The 22,852-nt window shown below is 65.1% G+C and carries 15 protein-coding genes and 2 pseudogenes; 8 read left to right on the top strand and 9 right to left on the bottom strand.

Annotation, left to right across the window (positions count from 1 at the left end; all coding sequences use genetic code 11):
- Positions 1-165: 165 nt before the first annotated feature.
- A complete protein-coding gene (locus ACVILL_RS16740; protein WP_456730059.1) occupies positions 166-1,545 on the top strand; it encodes a leucyl aminopeptidase family protein in 1,380 nt (459 codons plus the stop codon).
- Positions 1,538-2,380: a C40 family peptidase gene (locus ACVILL_RS16735; protein WP_456730058.1), complete on the top strand. Its 843-nt coding sequence runs from the start codon at positions 1,538-1,540 to the stop codon at positions 2,378-2,380. The genes ACVILL_RS16740 and ACVILL_RS16735 overlap by 8 nt, the downstream gene beginning before the upstream one ends.
- 90 nt (positions 2,381-2,470) lie before the next feature.
- On the opposite strand, the gene ACVILL_RS16730 is transcribed toward ACVILL_RS16735, so the two are convergent.
- The 6 genes and pseudogenes from ACVILL_RS16730 to ACVILL_RS16705 form a co-directional block, all read right to left on the bottom strand.
- Positions 2,471-4,096 (bottom strand): ABC transporter ATP-binding protein, encoded by a 1,626-nt coding sequence (locus ACVILL_RS16730; protein ID WP_456730057.1) that lies wholly within the window; start codon positions 4,094-4,096, stop codon positions 2,471-2,473.
- Between the two features lie 3 nt (positions 4,097-4,099).
- Positions 4,100-5,284: an ABC transporter permease gene (locus ACVILL_RS16725; protein WP_456730056.1), complete on the bottom strand. Its 1,185-nt coding sequence runs from the start codon at positions 5,282-5,284 to the stop codon at positions 4,100-4,102.
- A gap of 10 nt (positions 5,285-5,294) precedes the next feature.
- Positions 5,295-6,395 (bottom strand): annotated as a pseudogene (locus ACVILL_RS16720) (microcin C ABC transporter permease YejB); the annotation flags it as partial.
- Between the two features lie 3 nt (positions 6,396-6,398).
- Positions 6,399-8,271, bottom strand: a pseudogene (locus ACVILL_RS16715) (extracellular solute-binding protein).
- A 17-nt stretch (positions 8,272-8,288) separates the two neighbouring features.
- Entirely contained in the window at positions 8,289-10,193 is a 1,905-nt protein-coding gene (locus ACVILL_RS16710; protein WP_456730055.1) for an extracellular solute-binding protein, read from the bottom strand.
- A gap of 214 nt (positions 10,194-10,407) precedes the next feature.
- Positions 10,408-10,956: a c-type cytochrome gene (locus tag ACVILL_RS16705; RefSeq protein WP_456730054.1), complete on the bottom strand. Its 549-nt coding sequence runs from the start codon at positions 10,954-10,956 to the stop codon at positions 10,408-10,410.
- A gap of 200 nt (positions 10,957-11,156) precedes the next feature.
- Here ACVILL_RS16705 and ACVILL_RS16700 point away from each other — a divergent pair, with 200 nt between their 5' ends.
- A complete protein-coding gene (locus ACVILL_RS16700) occupies positions 11,157-11,897 on the top strand; it encodes a 3-deoxy-manno-octulosonate cytidylyltransferase (RefSeq protein ID WP_456730053.1) in 741 nt (246 codons plus the stop codon).
- A 90-nt stretch (positions 11,898-11,987) separates the two neighbouring features.
- Complete coding sequence (locus tag ACVILL_RS16695) at positions 11,988-12,848, top strand: prephenate dehydratase (RefSeq protein WP_456730052.1); 861 nt, start codon at positions 11,988-11,990, stop codon at positions 12,846-12,848.
- A gap of 151 nt (positions 12,849-12,999) precedes the next feature.
- Here the strand turns inward: ACVILL_RS16695 and ACVILL_RS16690 are convergent, their stop codons facing one another.
- Entirely contained in the window at positions 13,000-14,019 is a 1,020-nt protein-coding gene (locus tag ACVILL_RS16690; RefSeq protein WP_456730051.1) for an LLM class flavin-dependent oxidoreductase, read from the bottom strand.
- A 392-nt stretch (positions 14,020-14,411) separates the two neighbouring features.
- Here ACVILL_RS16690 and metF point away from each other — a divergent pair, with 392 nt between their 5' ends.
- The 3 genes from metF to maiA all read left to right on the top strand — a co-directional run bounded on the left by metF (position 14,412) and on the right by maiA (position 19,994).
- The gene (metF, locus tag ACVILL_RS16685) at positions 14,412-15,326 is read left to right on the top strand and encodes a methylenetetrahydrofolate reductase [NAD(P)H] (RefSeq protein WP_456730050.1); all 915 of its coding nucleotides are present in this window, start codon (positions 14,412-14,414) and stop codon (positions 15,324-15,326) included.
- 3 nt (positions 15,327-15,329) lie between these two features.
- Complete coding sequence (metH, locus tag ACVILL_RS16680) at positions 15,330-19,184, top strand: methionine synthase (protein WP_456730049.1); 3,855 nt, start codon at positions 15,330-15,332, stop codon at positions 19,182-19,184.
- Between the two features lie 144 nt (positions 19,185-19,328).
- Positions 19,329-19,994, top strand: coding sequence for a maleylacetoacetate isomerase (gene maiA, locus ACVILL_RS16675; RefSeq protein ID WP_456730048.1), 666 nt, complete (start codon positions 19,329-19,331; stop codon positions 19,992-19,994).
- 436 nt (positions 19,995-20,430) lie between these two features.
- Here maiA and ACVILL_RS16670 read toward each other — a convergent pair whose 3' ends face one another.
- On the bottom strand, positions 20,431-21,513 hold the full coding sequence (locus ACVILL_RS16670) for a nickel/cobalt efflux transporter (protein WP_456730047.1): 1,083 nt from the start codon (positions 21,511-21,513) through the stop codon (positions 20,431-20,433).
- 5 nt (positions 21,514-21,518) lie between these two features.
- Positions 21,519-21,797, bottom strand: coding sequence for a metal/formaldehyde-sensitive transcriptional repressor (locus ACVILL_RS16665; protein ID WP_016847064.1), 279 nt, complete (start codon positions 21,795-21,797; stop codon positions 21,519-21,521).
- Positions 21,798-21,919: 122 nt separating this feature from the next.
- Here ACVILL_RS16665 and ACVILL_RS16660 point away from each other — a divergent pair, with 122 nt between their 5' ends.
- The gene (locus tag ACVILL_RS16660) at positions 21,920-22,831 is read left to right on the top strand and encodes a magnesium transporter CorA family protein (protein WP_456730046.1); all 912 of its coding nucleotides are present in this window, start codon (positions 21,920-21,922) and stop codon (positions 22,829-22,831) included.
- The last annotated feature ends 21 nt before the right edge of the window (positions 22,832-22,852 follow it).

Genomic DNA, 22,852 nt, shown 5'->3' with positions numbered 1-22,852 from the left:
GCGTCAGCAATAGATTGTTAACCCTAACGTCTGGTTAACTGGCGGCACCGACAACCCCGTGCGCCGGTTCCAGCCGCGCAGGCCGCGCAAGCCGCGGGCGCGCTACCATCCGCCATGAAAGGCGTGTAGTAGCCAGCAACGACGCCAGAACAAGCCGAGAGCCGCATGCCATCCGTGTTCGAGACCGCACCGACGACCGCCGCTACACCGATCACCTTCGTCACCAAGGCGACATGGGATGCGATCCGAAGCGCGCTGCCGGCACCGGCGCGCCGGTTCGCGGAGGCCAACGGCTTCGAGGCCAAGCCGGGCAAAGCCCTCGCCTTGCCGGCGGCCGACGGCGGCATCGCGCAGGTGCTGTTCGGCCTCGAGGACGCCGACCACAAGGCGCGTGATCCGTTCCGGCCCGGCGCCCTGCCCGGCCTGCTGCCGCCCGGCGTCTACCGCTTCGCCAACGCGCCGCATGATACACGACTTGCCGCGCTCGCCTTCGCGCTCGGCTGCTATCGCTTCGGCCGCTATCGCAAGGCCAGCGTCCCCGAGGTCCGCCTGGTGCCGCCCGACGGCGCCGACGCCGCCGAGATCACGCGGATGGCGGATGCGGCGGCGCTGGCGCGCGACCTCATCAACACGCCGTCCAACGACATGGGCCCCGCCGAGCTCACCGAGCTAGCGTGCGAGCTCGCAACCCGGTTCGGCGCCGCGTTCAACTGCATCAGCGGCGACGAGCTCGCGCAGAACTTCCCGCTGATCCACGCCGTCGGCATGGCGTCCACGCGCGCGCCGCGGCTGATCGATCTGAGCTGGGGCGATCCGGCGCATCCCAAGGTGACGCTGGTCGGCAAGGGCGTCTGCTTCGACACCGGCGGGCTCGACCTCAAGCCGTCGAGCGGCATGCTGTTGATGAAGAAGGACATGGGCGGCGCCGCCAACGTGCTGGCGCTGGCGCAGATGGTGATGGACGCGAAGCTGAAGCTACGGCTGCGCGTGCTGATCCCGGCGGTCGAGAACGCGGTTGCCGGCAATGCGTTCCGCCCGCTCGACATCTTCAAGTCGCGCAAGGGCATCACGGTCGAGATCGGCAACACCGACGCCGAAGGACGGCTGGTGCTCGCCGACGCGCTGGCGCTGGCCGACGAGGAGACGCCGGATCTCCTGGTCGATCTGGGCACGTTGACCGGCGCCGCGCGCGTGGCGCTGGGCCCGGATCTGCCGCCGTTCTACACCAATGACGAGGCGCTCGCCGGCGACGTCGCAGCTCACGCGAAGAGCGAGAATGACCCGTTGTGGCGGCTGCCGCTGTGGCCGGCCTACGATGCCTGGCTCGACTCCAAGACCGCCGACATCACCAACGCGCCGTCGGGCGGTTTCGCGGGCTCGATCACCTGCGCGCTATTCCTGCAACGCTTCGTCGAGCACGCGCGGAGCTGGCTGCATGTCGATATCTATGGCTGGACGCCGTCCGCAAAACCCGGCCGACCCGAAGGCGGCGAATGCCAGGCCGCGCGCGCGATCTACAAGTTGCTGAGCCAGCGCTATGCATGATCCCAGGCTGACACCTGCGCGTGCCGACCTTGCGGCGAAATACCTCGAGGGCAAGGTCAAGGCCGCACGTTTCGTCGAAGGCGAGACGTTCGAGGTCTTCGACGCCATCGCGCCGCTGCGGCAATCACCGGCGGCCGATGCCGAACAGATGACGCAGGCGCTGAGGGGCGAGCGCGTCACGGTGTACGATCGCAACGGCGAGGGCTGGGCATGGGGCCAGCTCGCCGATGACGGCTATGTCGGCTGGATTCCCGACGCCGCGCTGACGACGCCCGACGCGGCCCCCACGCACAAGGTGACGGCGCCGCGCACGCTGGCGTTTCCGGGCCCGTCCATCAAGCTGCCGCCGGCCGAAGCGTTGGCGATGGGGACGAAGCTAGCGATCGTCCGCGAGGACGGCCCCTTCGCGGTGACCCGCGAAGGCTGGCACCTGCCGCGCCGGCATCTCGCGCCGCTCGAGGTGATGGCGCAGGATTTCGTCGGGATCGCCGAGCAATTCGTCGGCACGCCCTATCTCTGGGGCGGCAAGTCGAGCCTCGGCATCGACTGCTCCGGCCTGGTGCAGATCGCGCTGACCGCCGCCGGCACCGGCTGCCCGCGCGACAGCGACATGCAGCAGGACGGCCTCGGCCGCGAACTGGCGGCAGCGGAATCGAAGCACCTGCAGCGCGGCGACCTGATCTTCTGGAAAGGCCATGTCGCGATTGCCCGCGATGCGGCGACGATCGTGCACGCCAATGCGCATCATATGGCGACGGTGGTGGAGAACACGCAGGCCGCGATCGCGCGGATCAAGGCCGCGGGCAACGAGGTCTTGGCGATCAAGCGGCTGTAGCCGCTTCCGTCATTCCGGGGCGATGCGAAGCATCGAACCCGGAATCTCGAGGTTCCGGGTTCAACGCTGCGCGTTGCCCCGGAACGACAGTCAGGTCGCCACTGTCCCCTCGCCGGCCGCTTCGATGCGGAACGCGGCGGCGAACAGCGCGCGGGTGTAGTCGCTCTTCGGATTCTTGAACAGCTCGGAGGCCGGCCCCTCCTCCTCGACCTTGCCGGATTTCATCACGATCAGATGGCTCGCGAGCGAGGCCACCACGCGCAGATCGTGCGAGATGAACATGTAGGTGAGATCGCGCTTGCGCTGCAGGTCGCGCAACAGGTCGACCATCTGGGCCTGGAGCAGCATGTCGAGCGCGCTGGTCGGCTCGTCCAGCACGACGAAGTTCGGCTCCAGCACGACCGCGCGCGCGATCGAGATGCGCTGGCGCTGGCCGCCGGAGAATTCGTGCGGATAGCGGAAGCGCCATTCGGGATCGAGGCCGACGTCCTTCAGCGCCTTGATCACCCGCGCCTCGCGCTCCTCGCGCGACAGCTGCTTCTGGTGCACCTCGAGCCCCTCGGCGATGATGTCGGCGACCGACATGCGCGGGCTGAGCGAACCGAACGGGTCCTGGAACACGATCTGCATGTCGCGGCGGAACGGCCGCATCTGCTTGAAGCGCAGGCCCTGGATGTCCTTGCCGAGGAACACGATCGGACCGTCGGAGGAAATCAGCCTGAGCAACGCGAGACCGAGCGTAGTCTTGCCGGAGCCGGATTCGCCGACGACGCCGAGCGTCTCGCCCTTGCGCACCGCGAGGCTGACGCCGTCGACCGCCTTGATATGGCCGACGGTCGAGCGCAGCAGCCCGCGCTTGATCGGAAACCAGACCTTGAGATTGTCCGCCGACATCACGACTTCCGCGCCCGGCTGCGGCGGCGCCGGATCGGGCTTCGGCTCGGCGGCGAGCAGCGCCTTGGTATAGGCGTGCTTCGGCGCGGTGAACACCTGCTCGACCGGACCCTGCTCGACGATCTTGCCGTTGTTCATCACGCACACCGTGTCGGCGATGCGGCGAACGATGCCGAGATCGTGGGTGATGAACAGCAGGCTCATGCCGAGCCGCGCGCGGATCTCGGCCAGCAGCGCCAGGATCTGCGCTTGCACGGTGACGTCGAGCGCGGTGGTCGGCTCATCCGCGATCAACAGATCGGGCTCGTTGGCAAGCGCCATCGCGATCATCACGCGCTGGCGCTGGCCACCGGACAATTGGTGCGGATAGCTCTTGAGCCGCGTCTCGGGCTCGGGGATGCCGACCTGGCCGAGCAATTGCAGCGTCCGCGCCCGCGCCGCCGAGCCACTTACGCCCTTATGCAGCGACAGGATCTCGCCGATCTGGGTCTCGACGGTCTGGAGCGGATTGAGCGAGGTCATCGGCTCCTGGAAGATGATCGAGATGTCGTTGCCGCGGACCTCGCGCATCTCCTGGTCGGACGCGGTCAGGAGATCACGGCCGCGGAAATGGATTGCGCCGGTGGGATGCGATGCCGTCGGATAGGGCAACAGCTTCAGCACCGACAGCGCGCTGACGGATTTTCCGGAGCCGGATTCGCCGACCAGCGCGACGCACTCGCCGCGCTTGATCGAGAACGAGATGCCGTCGACCGCGACCGAGCGGCCGAACGCGACCGAGAGGTCGCTGACGTCGAGCAGGGGCTGGTTGGTCGCGTCCATGCGTCAGCTCTTCGAGAACGTCTTGCGCGGGTCGAATGCGTCGCGCGCGGCCTCGCCGATGAAGATCAGGAGCGACAGCATGATCGCGACCGAGAAGAAGCCGGTGAGGCCGAGCCACGGCGCCTGCACGTTGGCCTTGCCCTGCGACAACAGTTCACCGAGCGAGGGCGAGCCGGGCGGCAGGCCGAAGCCGAGGAAATCCAGCGCCGTCAGCGTCATCACCGAGGACGAGACGATGAACGGCAGGAACGTCATGGTCGCGACCATCGCGTTCGGCAGCAAATGGCGGAACATGATCACGCCGTTGGAGACGCCGAGCGCGCGCGCCGCCTGGATGTATTCGAAGTTGCGGCCGCGCAGGAATTCGGCGCGCACCAGGCCGACCAGCGAGACCCATGAGAACAATAGCAGGATGCCGAGCAGGATAAAGAAGCCCGGCGGCAGCACCGCCGAAATGATCAGCAGCAGATAGAGCGAGGGGATCGCGGTCCAGATCTCGATCAGCCGCTGGAAGACCAGATCGGTCCAGCCGCCGAAATAGCCCTGCACGCCGCCGGCGGCGATGCCGATGATCGAGGACAGGATGGTCAGCGTCAGGCCGAACAGCACCGAGATGCGGAAGCCGTAGATCAGCCGTGCGACGACGTCGCGGCCCTGGTCGTCGGTGCCGAGCCAGTTGTATTCGAGGTCGCGGCAGCCGGTCAGTCCCTTTCGCTTCACCACGTCCGCGCATTCCTTTTCGGTCAGCAGCCAGGTCGGCTTCGACGGCACTGCCGTCGGCGGATCGAGGTTGCGGCTGTCGTAGGAGTAGCGGATCGGCGGCCAGATCATGCTGCCGCCCTTGGCCGCGATCTGCTTCTGCAGATAAGGATCGCGGTAGTCGGCCGCGGTTTCGAAATCGCCGCCGAAGGTGGTCTCGGCGTAGGTGAAAATCACCGGCCAGTAGTAGCGGCCGTCATATTTGACGAGCAGCGGCTTGTCGTTGGCAATGAAATTGGCAAACAGCGACGCCACGAACAGGCCGAGGAAGATCCAGAACGACCAGTAGCCGCGGCGGTTCGCCTTGAAGTTCTGCCAGCGCCGCTTGTTCAGCGGCGACGGCGAGAAGCCGTGCTGCGTGGCGGGCACCGCCTCGCCGAGCGGCGATTGCGTCGAGGTCTCGACCGGCTGGGGCGCGAGCATCGTCATCAGACCTCCCGCGCGCTTCGAAGTCGATCCTGGGATCGATCCACATATAGGCAAGGTCGGAGAGCAGATTGACCACCAGTCCGACCAGCGAGAAGATGAACAGCGTGCCGAACACGACAGGATAGTCGCGGTTCAATACGCTCTCGAAGCCGAGCAGGCCGAGCCCGTCGAGCGAGAAGATGGTTTCGATCAGCAGCGAGCCCGAGAAGAAGGCGTGGATGAACGCGCCCGGGAAGCCCGCGATCACAATCAGCATGGCGTTGCGGAAGACGTGGCCGTACAGCACCTGGCGTTCGCTGCAGCCCTTGGCGCGCGCGGTCATCACATATTGCTTGCGGATCTCGTCGAGGAACGAGTTCTTGGTCAGCAGCGTCATGGTGGCGAAGGCGCCGAGCGCCATCGACACCAAAGGCAGCGTCAGGTGCCAGAAATAGTCGATGATCTTCCAGTACCAGGGGAATTGCGACCAGCCGTCCGAGGTCAGGCCGCGCAGCGGGAAGATGTTGAGGAACGAACCGCCGGCGAACAGCACGATCAAGAGGATCGCAAACAGGAAGCCCGGGATCGCAAAGCCGACGATGATCACGGCCGAGGTCCAGGTGTCGAACCGCGAGCCATCCTGCACCGCCTTGCGGATGCCGAGCGGGATCGAGATCAGATAGGTCAGGAGCGTCATCCAGATCCCGAGCGACATCGAGACCGGCAGCTTTTCCTTGATCAGCTGGAGCACGCTGACGCTGCGGAAATAGCTGTTGCCGAAGTCGAAGCGGGCGAAGTTCCAGACCATCAGCGCGAAGCGCTCCGGCGCCGGCTTGTCGAAGCCGAACTGCACCTCGAGCTTCTTGATGAAATCAGGGTCGAGCCCCTGGGCGCCGCGGTATTTCGAGTTGATGGCCGCGCCCGCTCCCGCACCCTGGCCGCGCTGCGCGCCGAAATCGCCGCCGCCGCCCGACACGCGCGAGGTGCCGCCGGTGTCGGCGCCGTTGATCTGCGCGATGACACGCTCGACCGGACCGCCGGGGGCAAACTGCACGACCACGAAGGAAACGAACAGGATGCCGAGCAGCGTCGGCAGCATCAGCAGAATACGTCGGGCGATATAGGCGCTCATCAGCTACTTCGCCTGCTCGAGCTTCGCGGCCTTGGCTGCATCATACCACCAGTTCTCCGGCGCACCGACGCCCTGCGTATACTTGGCGAGCTTCTCGGTATGACCGAACTGATCCCAATAGGCGATCGGATGCGTGTTGCGGTACCATTGCGGCACCCAATAGCGGCCGGCGCGGAACACGCGGTCGAAGGCGCGGCAGGCGACCGTCAGCTCATGGCGGCTGTTCGCGCCGATGATCTTCTCGATCAGCGCGTCGATCGCGGGATTGGCGACCCCTGCGAGATTGTAGGAGCCCTTGGTCTTCGCGGCCTGCGAGGAGAAGAACGGTCGCATGCTGTCGCCGGGCGTCGCCGAGAAGCTGAAGCGCTGCATGGTCATGTCGAAATCGAAGTCTTCCACCCGGGGCGCGGTATTGCACCGCGTCGACCAGTCGGAATGTCGCATCGATGCCGAGCGTGCCGAGATTCTTGATGTAAGGCCCGTGATGCGGTTGCAGCGAGGGCTCGTCATTGAGGAATTCGATGGTGATGGGCTCGCCGTTCGGCAGCACCCGCTTGCCGTCCTTGACGACGCAACCGGCCTCGTTGAGCAGCTGCACCGCCTTGCGCAGCAGCGCGCGGTCCTGGCCCGAGCCATCGGACATCGGCGGCACGAACGGCAGGCCGAACACCTCATCGGGTATCTGGCCGCGGAACGGCTCGAGCAACGCCAGCTCCTCCGGCGACGGAGGCCCTTCCGCCACCATGTCCGAGTTCTGGAACGGCGAGACGGTGCGCGCATACGCATCGTACATGATGGTCTTGTTGGTCCACTCGAAGTCGAAGGCGCAGATCAGCGCCTCGCGCACGCGCGGATCCTTGAACTTGTCGCGGCGCATGTTGATGAACCAGCCCTGCGCGCCGGACGGAGTATCGTCAGGCAGCGTCTCGCGCTTGACCCGGCCGTCCTTCACCGCAGGAAAATCGTAGCGGGTGGCCCAGACCCGCGCGGTGAACTCCTCGCGGAACAGATAGCTCTTCGAGGTGAAGCCCTCGAAGGCCACGTCGCGGTCGCGATAGAATTCGTAGCGCACGGTATCGAAATTGTAGCTGCCGCGATTGACCGGAAGCTCGGCGCCCCACCAGTCCTTGACGCGGTCGAATTCGACGTAGCGGTTGACCTCGAAGCGACCGACCTTGTACGGCCCCGAGCCGAGCGGTGCGTCGAGCGTCGATTCCTCGAACGATCGCGTCGCATAATAGGCCTTGGAGAAGATCGGCAGGCCGGCGACATAGAGCGGCACGTCGCGCGCGCGGCCCGCCGCGAAGGTCACCACCACGGTCGCGTCATCCGCCGCCTCGGCCTTGACGAAGTCGCGCAGCTGCACCTGGATCAGCGGGTGCCCTTTTTCCTTCAGCGTATTGAGCGAGAAGGCGACGTCCTGCGCGGTCAGCTTGGAGCCGTCATGGAAGCGCGCCTCGGGCCGCATTGTGAAGCGGTAGATCAGCTTGTCCGGCGAAATCTGCACCGACTTCGCGGCATAGCCGTACATCGCGTCGGGCTCGTCGTTGGCGCGCGACATCAGCGTCGCGAACGTCATGTCCATGCCCTGCGCGCCTTCGCCCTTCAGGACATAGGCGTTCAGCGAGTTGAAGGTGTAGTAGGACTGGTTGTAGCCGCGCACCCACGGAATCACCGAGAACGCGCCGCCCTTCGGCGCCTTCGGATTGACGTAGTCGAAGATCTGGAAATCCGCCGGATATTTCAGGTCGCCGAACACCGACATGCCGTGCATCTCGGTTCCGTTGTCGGCAGCCGCCGGTGCGGCACGCAAGCCTGCAGCACTCAACGCACCGATGCCGAGACCGAGTGCGTGCCGACGGGAGAATAGCGCCATGCGCGGATCCTTGAGCTTTATGAACGCTTGAGCTTGGCCGCCTTGTCGGCGTCAGACCACCAAAGATTTGGGAATCCCGAAACACCATATTTCGGCAGCGGGTCGGGATGGCTGAAGCGATCCCAGTAGACGTAGCGCTGCTTGTCGTAATTGAAGTGTGGAACGCAATAGAAGTTCCAGAGCAAAACCCGGTCCAGCGCCTTGGCGGCGGCGACCTGATCGGCGCGGCTGTTGGCGAAGATGATCTTTTCGATGATGGCATCGACGGCCGGATTCTTGATGCCGGGAAGATTGTTCGATCCCTGTCGATCGGCGGCCTGCGAGCCGAAATTGTCGCGCTGCTCGTTGCCGGGCGAGATCGACTGTCCCCATACCTGGGTGACCATCTCGAAATCGAAATCACGCACCCGGTTCTGGTACTGCACGGTGTCGACCGCACGCAGATTGACGGTGATGCCGAGGCGCTCCAGGCTCGGCTTGTAGAACAGCGAGATCCGCTCCATGCCGGAATCGCCGCTGTTGCCGAGGATCTCGACCGTAAACGGCTGACCGGAGGAATCCACCAGCTTGCGATCGCGTATTTCAAAGCCGGCTTCCTTCAAGAGCCGCGTCGCCTCGCGCAGATTGGCGCGTACGTTTTCCGGCGTACCGCCGACCGGATCCTTGTAGGGCGTCGTGAAGACTTCGGGCGGCACCTTGTCGCGCAGCGTCTCGAGGATCTCGAGCTCCTTGCCTTCCGGCAGACCGGTCGCCATCAGGTCGGGGATGCCGTCGAAATAGCTCGAATCGCGATGATAATCGCCGGTCGAGAGCACGCGGTTCATCTCTTCGAAATCGAACGCGTAGTTGAAGGCGCGGCGCAGCCTGGGGTCGGCGAATTTCGGGCGCCTCAGGTTGAACACCCAGCCCTGCATCCGGCCCTGATTGCGGACGGTGAAGAGCTCCTTGAGCAGCCGCTTCTCGCGCACCGGCGAAACGTCGTAGGCCGACGCCCACTCCTTGGCGCTGCGCTCGTTGTACCAGTCGAACTGGTCGGCCTTCAGCGCCTCACGGGCAACGGTGTCGTCGCGGAAATACTCGTAGCGCAGCTCGTCGAAATTGTTCTGTCCGATCGCGATCGGAATATCCTTGCCCCAGTAATCCTTGACACGCTCGAGCACCACCGATCGTCCGGCGACGAATTCCTTGATCCGGTAGGGTCCCGAGCCGAGCGGCGGCTCCAGCGTGCTCGCGGTGATGTCGCGCTTCTTGCCCTGCGCGTCGGTGCCTTCCCACCAATGCTTGGGCAGGATGATGAGCTGGCCGGTGATCATCGGCAGCTCGCGGTTGCCCGGGCTGTCGAAGGTGAACTTGATGTCGCGATCGCCGATCTTTTCGGCCTTTTCGATGTGCCGGTAGTAAGCGCTGAACATCGGGCTGTTCGCCTTCAGCGCTTCGAAGGAGAAGATCACGTCCTCCGGCGTGACCGGCTTGCCGTCGTGCCAGCGTGAGCCCGGCCGCAGGCGGTAGATCACGTAGGAAAAGTCGTCGGGGAAGGCTGCCGCTTCGGCGAGCTCGCCGTAATACGTATCGGGCTCGTCGAGCGAGGCTTCCATCAGCGAGTCGTAGATGCGGGCGACGGACGCGGCGACCGTCCCCTTCAAGCCCGCGACGACCAGGTTGAAACTGTCATAGGTGCCGGGCTGGAACAGCCGCACCACGCCGCCCTTCGGCGCGTCCGGGTTGACGTAGTCGTAGCGCTTGAAGTCGGCGGGATATTTGATTTCGCCGTAGGTGGAGAGGCCGTGCCGCCATTTCAGCCCGTTGGGGGCGTCGTCGGCGAGGGCCGGCGTGATCGCCGACAGGCCGGAGTTGAGTCCGAGCGCCGGAGCGATTGCCGCCAGTGCGCTGCCTTGAAGGAGGTGTCGTCGGGTGATCGCCAAATTCGCTCTTCCTGCTTGCGGGCCCCGGTTACATGGGACCCAATATAAGGCAACGGTTCGACAAATTACGTTGCTTTTTCCTCATGATGTTCGCCCTGGAACAATATCGCTGCGGCGAAACGTCCCGATAACAACCCCGCGATAGCGGATTCCCCATGCGAAAACGGCCAGGCATTGCCTGGCCGTTTCATCCGCGTGCTGGCGAAGCAAATCGTTACTTCGAAGCGGTCGGGAGCGGAGCCGGGTGCTCCGAGTTCGAATTCAGATAGGCGATGATGTCGGCGCGCTCGCTGTCCTTCTGCACGCCGGCGAAGCCCATCGCGGTGCCGGGGATGAAGCCCTTCGGATTGGCGATGAACTTGTTGAGGTCGTCGAAGGTCCAGGTGCCGCCCTTGGCCTTCATCGCCGCCGAGAAATTGAAGCCGCGGCCTTCACCCCGCGCCTCGTTGACGATCCCGAAGAGGTTCGGACCGACGCGGTTCGGGCCGCCCTTCTCGAAGGTATGGCAGGCTCCGCACTTCTTGGCGGCCGCCGCGCCCTTCTCGACCGAGGCGGTCTGCAGCAGCTTCTCGATCGGCTCGGACGGGGCGGCTGCGGCCTCGCCGCCACCGCCATGGGACTCTTCCTTCACTGCGATCTCAAAACCCGGCTTCTCCGGCATCTTCGCGGAAAACACCGCCCCGGCGGTAAAGCTCATCACCAGGACGACGATGCAGGTGCCGAGAACCGCACCGAGGATTTTGTTGAGTTCGAAGGAGTCCATTTTGGGTCAGGCTCCGGGCCTTGAATGTCGACTTCAGGCCGGGAATACGGCCGCGGGGAGAGACCTGGGAATCGGCCTTATCGCACCGCCCCAAGCAGGGTTGAGATATCGGTTTGCCCGCGCTCTGGCAACCCGTATAAACGCGCCGAATTCCACCTCCTCCCCGGCAATTTCCGCAGGCCGGACGGGCCCCGATACGAATGACGCAATTCCGTACCTTGGTGCTGATTCCGGCCCGCATGGCCGCCACCCGACTTCCCGGCAAGCCGCTGCTCGACATCGCCGGATCGCCCATGATCGTCCACGTGCTGCGCCGGGCCGAGGAAGCCGGGATCGGCCGGGTCGCGGTTGCCACCGACACGGCCGAGATCGCGGCTGCGGTGCGAGCGGCGGGCGGCGAGGTCGTGATGACCCGCCCCGATCATCCGTCCGGTTCGGACCGGATCCATGAAGCGATGATGACCCTCGATCCTACCGGCGATGCCGAGATCGTGGTCAATCTGCAGGGCGATTTCCCGACCATCACGCCGGAAACCATCCGCAGCGTGATGCCCGCGCTCGACGATCCCGCGGTCGACATCTCGACCCTGGCCTCCCGCATCCACAGCGAGGAGGAGGACCGGGCCCCCAGCGTCGTCAAGGCGGTGGGCTCGCCGGTCGGCGCCGACCGGTTGCGCGCGCTCTATTTCACCCGCGCCACCGCGCCCCATGGCGACGGACCGCGCTACCACCATATCGGCCTCTACGCCTACCGCCGCGCCGCGCTTGAGCGGTTCGTCGCGCTGCCGCCCTCGCCGCTGGAAGCGCAGGAGAAGCTCGAGCAGCTGCGCGCGCTGGAAGCCGGAATGCGGATCGACATCACCATCGTCGACACCGTCCCCCGCGGCGTCGACACCCCGGCCGACCTCGAAACCGCCCGCAGAATACTTTCCAAAGCCTGAGTGGCATCTCGTTGTTGAGCATGATCTTTTCGGAAAACCGGTTTCCACTTTTCCGGATCATGCTCTAAAAGGCGCCGCAGGAAAGAACCCATGACCAAGAAGCTGAAAATCGCGTTCCAGGGCGAGCCTGGCGCCAATTCCCATATCGCGATCGTCGAGGCCTACCCCGACGCCGAGCCGATGCCCTGCCCGACCTTCGAGGACGCGCTGGCCGCGATCTCCTCGGGCGAGGCCGATCTCGGCATGATCCCGATCGAGAATTCGGTCGCCGGCCGCGTCGCCGACATCCATCACCTGTTGCCCGCCTCGGGCCTGTTCATCGTCGGCGAATGGTTCCTGCCGATCCGCCACCAATTGATGGCGCTCAAGGGCGTCAAGCTCGCCGACATCAAGAGCGTGGAGAGCCACGTCCAGGCGCTCGGCCAGTGCCGGCGTACGATCCGCAAGCTCGGCATCAAGCCGATCGTCGCCGGCGATACCGCCGGCAGCGCCCGCGACGTCTCAGAACGCGGCGACACGAGCGTGGCGGCGATCGCCTCGCGCCTGGCCGCCGACATCTACGGCCTCGACATCCTCGCCGAGGACATCGAGGACGAGGCCCACAACACCACCCGCTTCGTGGTGCTGGCGCGCGAGGAAAAATGGGCCGTGCAGGGCTCGGGTCCGCTGGTCACCAGCTTTGTGTTCCGGGTGCGCAATCTGCCGGCGGCGCTCTACAAGGCGCTGGGCGGCTTCGCCACCAACGGCGTCAACATGACCAAGCTCGAAAGCTACATGGTCGACGGCAATTTCTTCGCCACGCAATTCTACGCCGATGTCGACGGCCACCCCGATGATCGCGGGCTCGCCTTTGCGCTCGAGGAACTGAAATTCTTCTCGCGCGAATTCCGCATCGTCGGCGTCTATCCCGGCCACCCGTTCCGCGCCACGTTCAGCGAGACGCGGGACTAAGCCTGGCGCGAAGTCTTTCCATCCGTCGTCCCGGCGCAGGCCGGGACACATACGCCGCAGCGGACGTTGTGGGTGGGACTCGTCGTTCAAGCATCGCGCAACAATTACCATCGGTGGCTATGGGTCCCGGCTTTCGCCGGGACGGCAATCGTTATGTGGCGGCCTTCTTCCGCAGCCCGAACGCCTCGGCAAGCAGGCTGTAGGATTTCTTCCGTGCTGCGTGGTCGTAGACCGCGGTGATCACCATCAGCTCGTCCGCCTGGGTGGCCGCGATCAGCGGCTCCAGCTTCGCCATCACGGTCGCCGGGCTGCCGACGAACAGTCGCGCGCGGTTGCGTGCGATCGAGGCGCGCTCGGCGTCGGTGTAGGGATAGGCCATCGCCTCCTCGATATCAGGCAACGGCAGATACTGGCCGCGGTCGCGACGCAGCCGGTTGAGATCCATCGACATCGCAAGCTGCTCGGCCTCCGCATCGGTCTCCGCCGCGACGACGGCAACCGCCAGGATCGACTGCGGCGTCGCGCGCCAGCCCGACGGCTTGAAATGCGCGCGATAATTGGTCATCGCGGCGATTGCGTCGTGCGTGGCAAAGTGATGCGCGAAGGCAAAGCCCATCCCGACCTGGGCGGCAAGCTCGGCGGAATAGTCGCTCGAGCCGAGCAGCCAGATCGGCGGCAGCGGCGAATCATCCGGCATCGCCACCACATTGTTGTAGGGGTGGCCGGCCGGGAAATCGCGCGTCTCCCACAAGGTCAGCTCATGCAGCCGCTCGAGGAAATCGTCGCCCTCGCGGCGGTCGAGCCGGCTGCGCAGCGCGTAAGCCGTGGCGCCGTCGGTGCCGGGCGCGCGGCCGAGGCCGAGATCGATGCGGCCGGGAAACAAAGCCTCCAGCATCTTGAAGCGCTCGGCGACCACGAGCGGCGCATGGTTGGGCAGCATCACCCCGCCGGAGCCGACGCGGATATGCTCCGTCACCGCGGCGATCTGCCCGATCATCAGATCGGGCGCCGGGCTCGCGACGGACGCAAGGTTGTGGTGCTCGGCGAGCCAGTATCTGACGTAGCCGAGCCCGTCGACATGGCGCGCCAGGTCGATGCTGTTGCGGAGCGCAGCGGCGGGCCTGGTGCCGGTGGTGACGACGGACAGGTCGAGGACGGAGAGCGGAATCATGGCCGTCAGCCTAGTGTGGCGTCGCAAGGCGACAAAGGCCCCGGCCGCGCAGACCAGTCCCGCACCGGATTGTCGGTACCCGACGCCGTAGACTTTGGGACGAAAAATAGAGATTCATGCACAGGCTATTCTGCCCACCATCGACTCTGAGCTCCAGCGAACTGCTATTCCATAGTTTTATCAATATATACCATCGCGTTAATGTCATCCCCTCGCCAGGCGACTTGATCGCCCACCAAGCATCCTTGACAGTCGATATCGACCATTGTTTCGGAATTAATGGGCAATTTCCCACATACAATGGGCTGTTTGGTCGGGCCCGTTTCGCTTATCTTGGAGCGATCATACCGAGCCCGGACGTCTGCCCTCCAGTTGCGGAGCCCTTGCGTATCATGACCGAGACCATTTCCTCCGTATCGAACGGCCAGCGCGCGCCGAAGATGCCGAAAATCTCCTTCGAGTTCTTCCCGCCGAAGACCGAGGAGATGGAGCGCACGCTGTGGGACACGATCAACCGGCTGGCGCCGCTGACGCCGAACTTCGTCTCCGTCACCTATGGGGCCGGCGGTTCGACCCGCGAGCGCACCCATTCGACCATCACCCGCATCCTTCGCGAGACCGATCTGCTGCCGGCCGCGCATCTGACCTGCGTCAGCGCCTCGCGCGGCGAGATCGACGACGTCGTCGATCGCTACCATGAGGTCGGCGTCCGCCACATCGTGGCGCTGCGCGGCGACCCGCCCGGCGGCATCGGCACGCCCTACTTCACCCATCCCGACGGCTACCAGAGCTCGGCCGAGCTCGTCGCCGGGATCAAGAAGCGCCACCCCGACATCGAGATCTCGGTGTCCGCCTATCCGGAGAAGCATCCGGAAGCGAAGGATTTCGACGCCGACATCGATACGCTGAAGGCTAAGGTCGACGCCGGCGCAACACGCGCGATCACCCAGGTGTTCTTCGACAACGACCTCTACCACCGCTATGTCGACAGGGTGCGCGCGTGCGGCATCGAGATTCCGATCGTGCCGGGCATCATGCCGATGCACAATTTCAAGCAGGCGCGCAATTTCGTCACCCGTGCCGGCACCAGCGTGCCGGACTGGCTCGCCGAGAAGTTCGACGGCCTCGACAACGACGCCGAGACCCGCAAGCTGGTGGCGGCGACGGTCGCTGCCGGCCAGGTGCAGAAGCTGTTCAAGCACGGCGTCGACACCTTCCACTTCTACACCATGAACCGCGCGGACCTCGTGTTCGCGATCAGCCATCTGCTCGGCATCCGGCCGAATGGCACCCAGAAAGCTGCTTAAATCATGTCCGTACCGGTTTCCCCCAAGCGTAACGCTTTGCTCGCGGCTGCCCGCGAGCGCATCCTGGTGCTCGACGGCGCCATGGGCACGATGATCCAGGGCCTGCAGTTCGACGAAGCCGCCTTCCGCGGCGAACGCTTTGCGGACTTCCACCGCGACATCAAGGGCAACAACGATCTCCTGATCCTGACCCAGCCCGAGGCGATCACGGACATCCACGCCGCTTATCTGCGTGCCGGTGCCGACATCGTCGCGACCAACACGTTCTCCTCGACCTCGATCGCGCAGGCCGACTACGACATGTCCGACCTCGCCTATGAGATGAACCTGCAAGGTGCCCGGCTTGCCCGCGCCGCCGCCGAGCGCGTGTCGGCCGAGGACGGCAAGGAGCGCTTCGTCGCCGGCGCGCTCGGCCCGACCAACCGCACCGCCTCGATCTCGCCCGACGTTTCCAATCCCGGCTATCGCGCGGTGACCTTCGACGATCTGCGCAAGGCCTATGGCGAACAGGCCAAGGGCCTGCTCGACGGCGGCGCCGACCTGCTGCTGGTCGAGACCATCTTCGACACGCTGAACGCCAAGGCGGCGCTGTACGCGATCTCCGAGATCATCGAGCAGCGCGGCATCGACGTGCCCGTGATGATCTCCGGCACCATCACCGACAAGTCCGGCCGCCTGCTCTCCGGGCAGTTGCCGGAGGCGTTCTGGCATTCGGTGCGGCATGCCAGGCCGATCACGATCGGGTTCAACTGTGCGCTCGGCGCCGAGGATCTGCGCGCGCACATCGCCGATATCGGCCGCGTCGCCGACACGCTGGTGTGCGCCTACCCGAACGCCGGCCTGCCCAACGAGTTCGGCCAGTATGACGAGACGCCGGACTACATGGCGCGGCTGATCGGCGAGTTCGCCGCCGCCGGCCTCGTCAACATCGTCGGCGGTTGTTGCGGCACCACGCCGGACCATATCGCTGCGATCGCCAGGGCCGTCGCCCCGCACAGACCGCGCGTGGTGCCCGAGATCGAATCTCGTCTCAGGCTCTCCGGCCTCGAGCCATTCACGCTGACCGACGCGATTCCGTTCGTGAACGTCGGCGAGCGCACCAACGTCACCGGCTCCGCCCGCTTCCGCAAGCTGATCACCGCGGGCGACTACACCGCCGCCCTTCAGGTCGCGCGCGACCAGGTCGAAAACGGCGCCCAGGTCATCGACGTCAACATGGACGAAGGCCTGCTCGATTCCGAGAATGCGATGGTGACGTTCCTCAACCTCGTCGCCGCCGAGCCCGACATCGCGCGCGTGCCCGTGATGGTCGACTCCTCCAAGTTCCACGTCATCGAGGCCGGCCTGAAGTGCATCCAGGGCAAGCCGATCGTGAACTCGATCTCGATGAAGGAAGGCGAGGAGAAATTCCTGCACGAGGCGACCGTCGCCAAGCGGCACGGTGCCGCGGTCGTCGTGATGGCGTTCGACGAGACCGGCCAGGCCGATACGTTCGCGCGCAAGACCGAGATCTGCAAGCGCGCCTATGACATCCTGGTCAACCGACTCGACTTCCCGCCCGAGGACATCATCTTCGATCCGAACATCTTCGCGATCGCGACCGGCCTCGAGGAGCACAACAATTACGGCGTCGACTTCATCGAGGCGACGCGCTGGATCCGCCAGAACCTGCCGGGCGCCCACATCTCCGGCGGCGTCTCCAATTTGTCATTCTCGTTCCGCGGCAATGAGCCGGTGCGCGAGGCGATGCACTCGGTGTTCCTGTATCACGCCATCCATGCCGGCATGGACATGGGCATCGTCAATGCCGGGCAGATGATCGTCTATGACGACATCGACCCCGAGCTGCGCCAGACCTGCGAGGACGTGATCCTCAACCGCGATCCCGGCGCGTCGGAGCGGCTGCTGGCGCTGGCCGAGAAATTCCGCGGCAAGGAGAAGCAGACCAAGGAAGCCGATCTCGCCTGGCGCGAATGGCCGGTCGAGAAGCGGCTGTCGCACGCGCTGGTGCACGGCATCACCGAGTTCATCGAGGCCGATACCGAGGCCGCGCGCGTCAACGCGTCCCGCCCGCTCGACGTCATCGAGGGCCCGCTGATGGCCGGCATGAACGTGGTCGGCGACCTCTTCGGCGACGGCAAGATGTTCCTGCCGCAGGTCGTGAAATCGGCCCGCGTGATGAAGCAGGCGGTCGCCTATCTGATGCCGTTCATGGAGGAGGAGAAGGCGCGCAACCTCGCCAACGGCATCACCGGCGGCCGCAATGCCGCGGGCAAGATCGTGCTCGCGACGGTGAAGGGCGACGTCCACGACATCGGCAAGAACATCGTCGGCATCGTGCTCCAGTGCAACAATTTCGAGGTCATCGACCTCGGCGTCATGGTGCCCGCCAACAAGATCATCGAGACCGCGAAGGCCGAGGGCGCCGATATCATCGGCCTATCCGGCCTGATCACGCCCTCGCTCGACGAGATGAGCTTCCTCGCCGGCGAGTTGGAACGGCAGGGCATGAACGTGCCGCTCTTGATCGGCGGCGCCACCACGAGCCGCGTGCATACCGCGGTGAAGATCGACCCGAACTACCCGGGCGGCCCGGTCGTGCATGTCAACGACGCGAGCCGCGCCGTCGGCGTCGCCTCCTCGCTGCTGTCGGCCGACAAGAAGCAGGCTTATGCCGCCGAGGTGCGCGCCGAATATGCGAAAATCTCGACCGCGCATTTCCGTGCCCAGGCCGACAAGAAGCGGCTGAAGCTCGCTGAGGCCCGCACCAACAAGGTCGCGATCGACTTCGCAGCGGCGCCGCCGAAGCAGCCGGCCTTCTTCGGGCTGAAGAGCTTCGACGCCTACGATCTCGCAGAGCTCGCTGATTACATCGACTGGACGCCGTTCTTCCAGACCTGGGAGCTGACCGGCCGCTTCCCGGCGATCCTCGACGATCCCAAGGTCGGCGAAGTCGCGCGCTCGCTCTATGCCGACGCGCGCAAGATGCTGGACACGATCATCAAGGAGAAGTGGTTCACCGCCCGCGCCACCATCGGCTTCTGGCCGGCCAATGCCACAGGCGACGACATCGAGGTCTATGCCGACGAGACGCGGAAGCAAAAGATCGCGACCTTCCACACGCTGCGCCAGCAGCTCGAGAAGCGCGAGGGCCGCTTCAACGCGGCGCTGTCCGACTTCATCGCGCCCAAGGAAACCGGCGTCCCCGACTATATCGGCGGCTTCGTCGTCACGGCGGGGATCGGCGAGGATGCGGTCGCCGACCGATTCAAGAACGCCAATGACGACTACTCCTCGATTCTGTGCAAGGCGCTGGCCGATCGCCTGGCCGAAGCCTTTGCCGAGCGCATGCATCAGCGCGTGCGCAAGGAGTTCTGGGCCTATGCGCCCGACGAGGCGTGGTCGGCGGACGAACTGATCCTCGAGAAGTACGACGGCATCCGCCCGGCGCCCGGCTATCCGGCGCAGCCCGACCACACCGAGAAGCGGACGCTGTTCGCGCTGCTCGATGCCGAGAACACCGCCGGTGTGAAGCTGACCGAGAGCTTTGCGATGTGGCCGGGCTCGTCGGTCTCGGGCCTGTATTTCTCGCATCCCGAGAGCTTCTATTTCGGTGTCGGCAAGATCGAGCGCGACCAGGTCGAGGACTATGCCGCGCGCAAGGCCATGACGGTCGCCGAGGTCGAGCGCTGGCTCGCGCCGGTGTTGAACTACATCCCGTCGCAGGACGGCGCGAAGGGTCAGGCGATCGCGCCCGCCGCGACGCCAGCCAACGATGCGGAACTGGCCTCGCATCCGAAGGGCTGCACCTGCGCCGTGCACTTGGCGTGGCGCAAGAAGGCCGTGGGCGCGGGGTAAGCCCCGCCAAGACTTGTCATCGCCGGGCTTGACCCGGCGATCCATCTACCAACAAAATTCTCACGAAGATTGATGGATGCCCGGGCATCCTCGCGAAGACGCGCTTCGCGCTCTTGCCCGGACATGACGCGAGGAGTGCACTCGATGCAGTTCTTCTCCTTCTGGCGGTCGCTGGCGAGCTTCCGGGTGCGGATCGCGCTCAACCTCAAGGGGGCGCCGGCCGAGGCCGTGTTCGTCGATCTCGAGGCCGACGCGCATCGCGCCGACGCCTATCGCAAGCTCAATCCGCAGATGGCGCTGCCGGCGCTGGTGACCGACGACGGCACGGTGCTGGTCCAGTCGCTCGCGATCATCGATTATCTCGACGAGACCCATCCCGACCCGCCGCTGCTGCCATCAGATGCGCTCGGGCGCGCCCGGGTGCGCGGACTTGCGCTGATGGTCGCCTGCGAAGGCCATCCGCTGCTAACGCCGCGGGTGCGCCGCTATCTCGACCGCGAGCTCGATCTGCGCGACAGCCAGCAGCAGGCATGGCGGCGGCACTGGACGATCGAGACGCTGGCCGCGCTCGAGGGCCACCTCGCCGGCCACAGGGCGACTGGCACCTTCTGCCACGGCGATGCGCCGACCCTCGCCGACATCTGCCTGGTCGGCCACGTCACGGCGGCGATCAACCAGCAGATCAGCCTGGCGCCCTGGCCGGCAGTGAAGCGCATCCACGAAGCCGCCATGGCGCTGCCGGCATTCGCCAAGGCGCATCCGTCCGCACAGCCCGATACGCCTGAGGCGATGCGGGCGAAGGCACCGTAACGAATATCCTCCACCGTCGTCCTAACGAAAGCCAGGAGCCCATAACCACCGCATTCGGTGATGAACGGGATCGTGGCCCCAGCGTCGCGCAACAACGAATATTCGGGGTAATGGGTTCTGGCCTTCGCCAGGACGACGATGGGGATAGCTCGATTCAAGATGTCGAACATCGCTGTCATCACCCGCACACGCGGTTGATCCAGTGAAGTAGCCCGAGCTCCGTCCATTCGTCGACCCTGCGAAAGCAGGACCCATACGCCGCAGCTTGTGTTGGGGAAGGGACTCGTCGTTCCAGTGTCGCAGAGCGATTGGCATTTGTGGTTATGGGTCCCGGCTTTCGCCGGGACGACATCGAGTGTGTTGCAGGATCGAGTGATACGTTCGCATTCTCGCGACAGGTCTGCACGACTTCGGCGTCCGCCAGACCGGTCGGGCCTCAAGCCACGATCCCGTGCAGCCCCAGCCAGCCCGTATAGAGGCCGACCAGCACGATCAGCGCAACCGACACGTAGGGGGCGCGCTGGGCGAAGCGGCTGAAGCCGCCCCAATGACGCTCGACATGACGCAGGCTGAGCGCGGCTGCGACGCCGGCAGAGACCATGGTGATCGCAAGCCCGATGCCGAAGCAGAGCACCAGCACGAAGCCGAGGCTGAACTGCTTGAGCTGAAGGCAGAGCAGCAGCACGGTGATCGCCGCCGGACACGGAATCAGCCCGCCGGTCAGGCCGAACAGGATGATCTGCCACGTCGTGACGGTCCGCCCGGCAAAGCGCTTGCGGATGTCGGCCGCGTGTGCGCGCGCATGCGCATCATCCGCGTCGCCGAGGTCCATATGCGCGTGGCCGTGCTCCTCGAACAGGACCTCCGCGATGTCCGCCCGCACCGCAATCCGTGCCTTGAAGGCATGCGGCTCCGGAATCTCGTCGAGGCTTTCCAGATAGCTGCTCCGGTCGGTGAAGCGGAAATGCTGCTCGCTGCCATCGGGGCGGATCGTCACCATGCTCACCGCGTCCGCCGCCGGCAGCGTCCCGGACTCGCTGCGCAACCGCCAACGCGGCGGCACGCCGTCCTCGAAGATTTCGAGCGACAGCGCTTGCCCGGCCAGGGCCAATTGGCGGGTTTCGTCATGATGATGGTCATGATCGTGATCATGGTGATGGTCGTGTTCGGCGTTCTGCTCACGCCAGGTGCGCCAGGCCATCCAGGCCGCGATCGCGATGATGATCGCCGCCGAGGCCAGTTGCAGCCAGGCTTCGCTGCGCTCGCCGGACCATTGCTGGCCGAAATGCAACCCAGCCAGCGCGATGATCCAGACGATCGCGGTGTGCGAGATCGTGGCCGACAGGCCGAGCAGTACCGCCTGCACCACCGTGCCGCGGATCGCGACGATGAACGCCGCCATCATCGTCTTGGAGTGGCCGGGTTCGAGGCCATGCAGCGCGCCGAGCAGGATCGCACTGGGGATGAACAGCCATGCATGCGCGCTGCTCTGCTGGAGCAGCTGGGAAAGATCGGCCATAGCTTTCACTTCAAATAGGTACGAACGACGTCGATCAGATCAGCGGCGCCCTGTGCCTTCTCGGGATCCTTTTCCCGCGCAGGGTCCACCACGTGATGGCGAATGTGATCCTCGAGCAGTTCCGCGGTGAGGCCGTTGATGGCGCCGCGGACCGAGGCCACCAGCATTAACACGTCGGCACAGCCGATCTCGGACTCCAGCGCCCGCTCGACCGCCTCCAACTGCCCCTTGATGCGGCGGACCCGGCCGACGAGCTTGGACTTGTGCTTGATGGTGTGCGACATGCAAGTAATATAGGGGGGTACCCTATATTGGTCAACAGCGCTGTCGGCTCATCTCGTCGGCCACGAGGTTGCGGGGCGAACTCAGCGCTGCGATTGTTCCTGTCACAACTGCTGAAATCTTGGTGATCCGCCGATTCGGCTCAGCAGTTGACACCGACGACGAAAAGCAGTTCGTCGAGCGCGTGCTCGACATTCGCGTCCCCTCTGAAAGCGCATTGGGCCAGATCGAGGCGTCCAGCCGGCTGGTGAGCGATCACGACCGGCTCTATCTGAGCTCGCCGGCGGTGCGGATCGACGCCAACAACGAGGCCGAGATCACCAATATCGGCTTCGTGATCGGGCCGAAGGTGCTGGTCACGGTGCGGTTCGCGCAGCTCACCACGTTCGACGACGTCATGAAACGGATCGACACCGACAAGAGCCTGCAAAACGGCATGTGCGTGTTCACCGCGCTGCTCGAGGCCATGGTCGATCGCGGCGCCGACGTGCTCGAGCATCTCGGCGCCAAGACCGACAAGCTGTCGCGCGGTGTCTTCAAGGGCGGCCTAGTGCGGAGCAAGCGTCCGGTGCGCTCGAGCCGCCGGCTGCGCGAGGCGCTGGAAAATATCGGCGAGCTGGCCGATCGGCTGGCGAAGGCGCGCGACGTGCTGCTCGGTGTCGGCCGGGTCGCGACCTTCGCCGACGACGTCGGCAATGAATGGATCACATCGGCGTCGAAGCGGCGGCTCGAGGCGGTGTCCAAGGATGTGGCTTCGCTCGGCGATTACGAGACGCGGCTGTCGGACAAGATCCAGCTCTTGCTCGACGCCGTGCTCGGCTTCATCAACATCCAGCAGAACGACCTGTTCAAGATCCTGACCATCGTTTCCGTGGTCGGCGTGCCCCCGACCATCCTGGTCGGCGTCTGGGGTATGAACTTCAAGGAGATGCCGGAGCTCGGCTGGAGCTTCGGCTATCCCTTGGCCTGGGCTGCGATCATCGCCAGCGGCATATTGCCGATGCTCTGGTTCAAGCGGCGCGGCTGGTTCGATTAGACAAGCGAAGTTGAAACGCCG

It is taken from the genome of Bradyrhizobium sp. USDA 3364, assembly GCF_054056355.1.
Note: the sequence above shows the minus strand (reverse complement) of the source record. Positions and strands in the feature narration are given on the sequence as shown.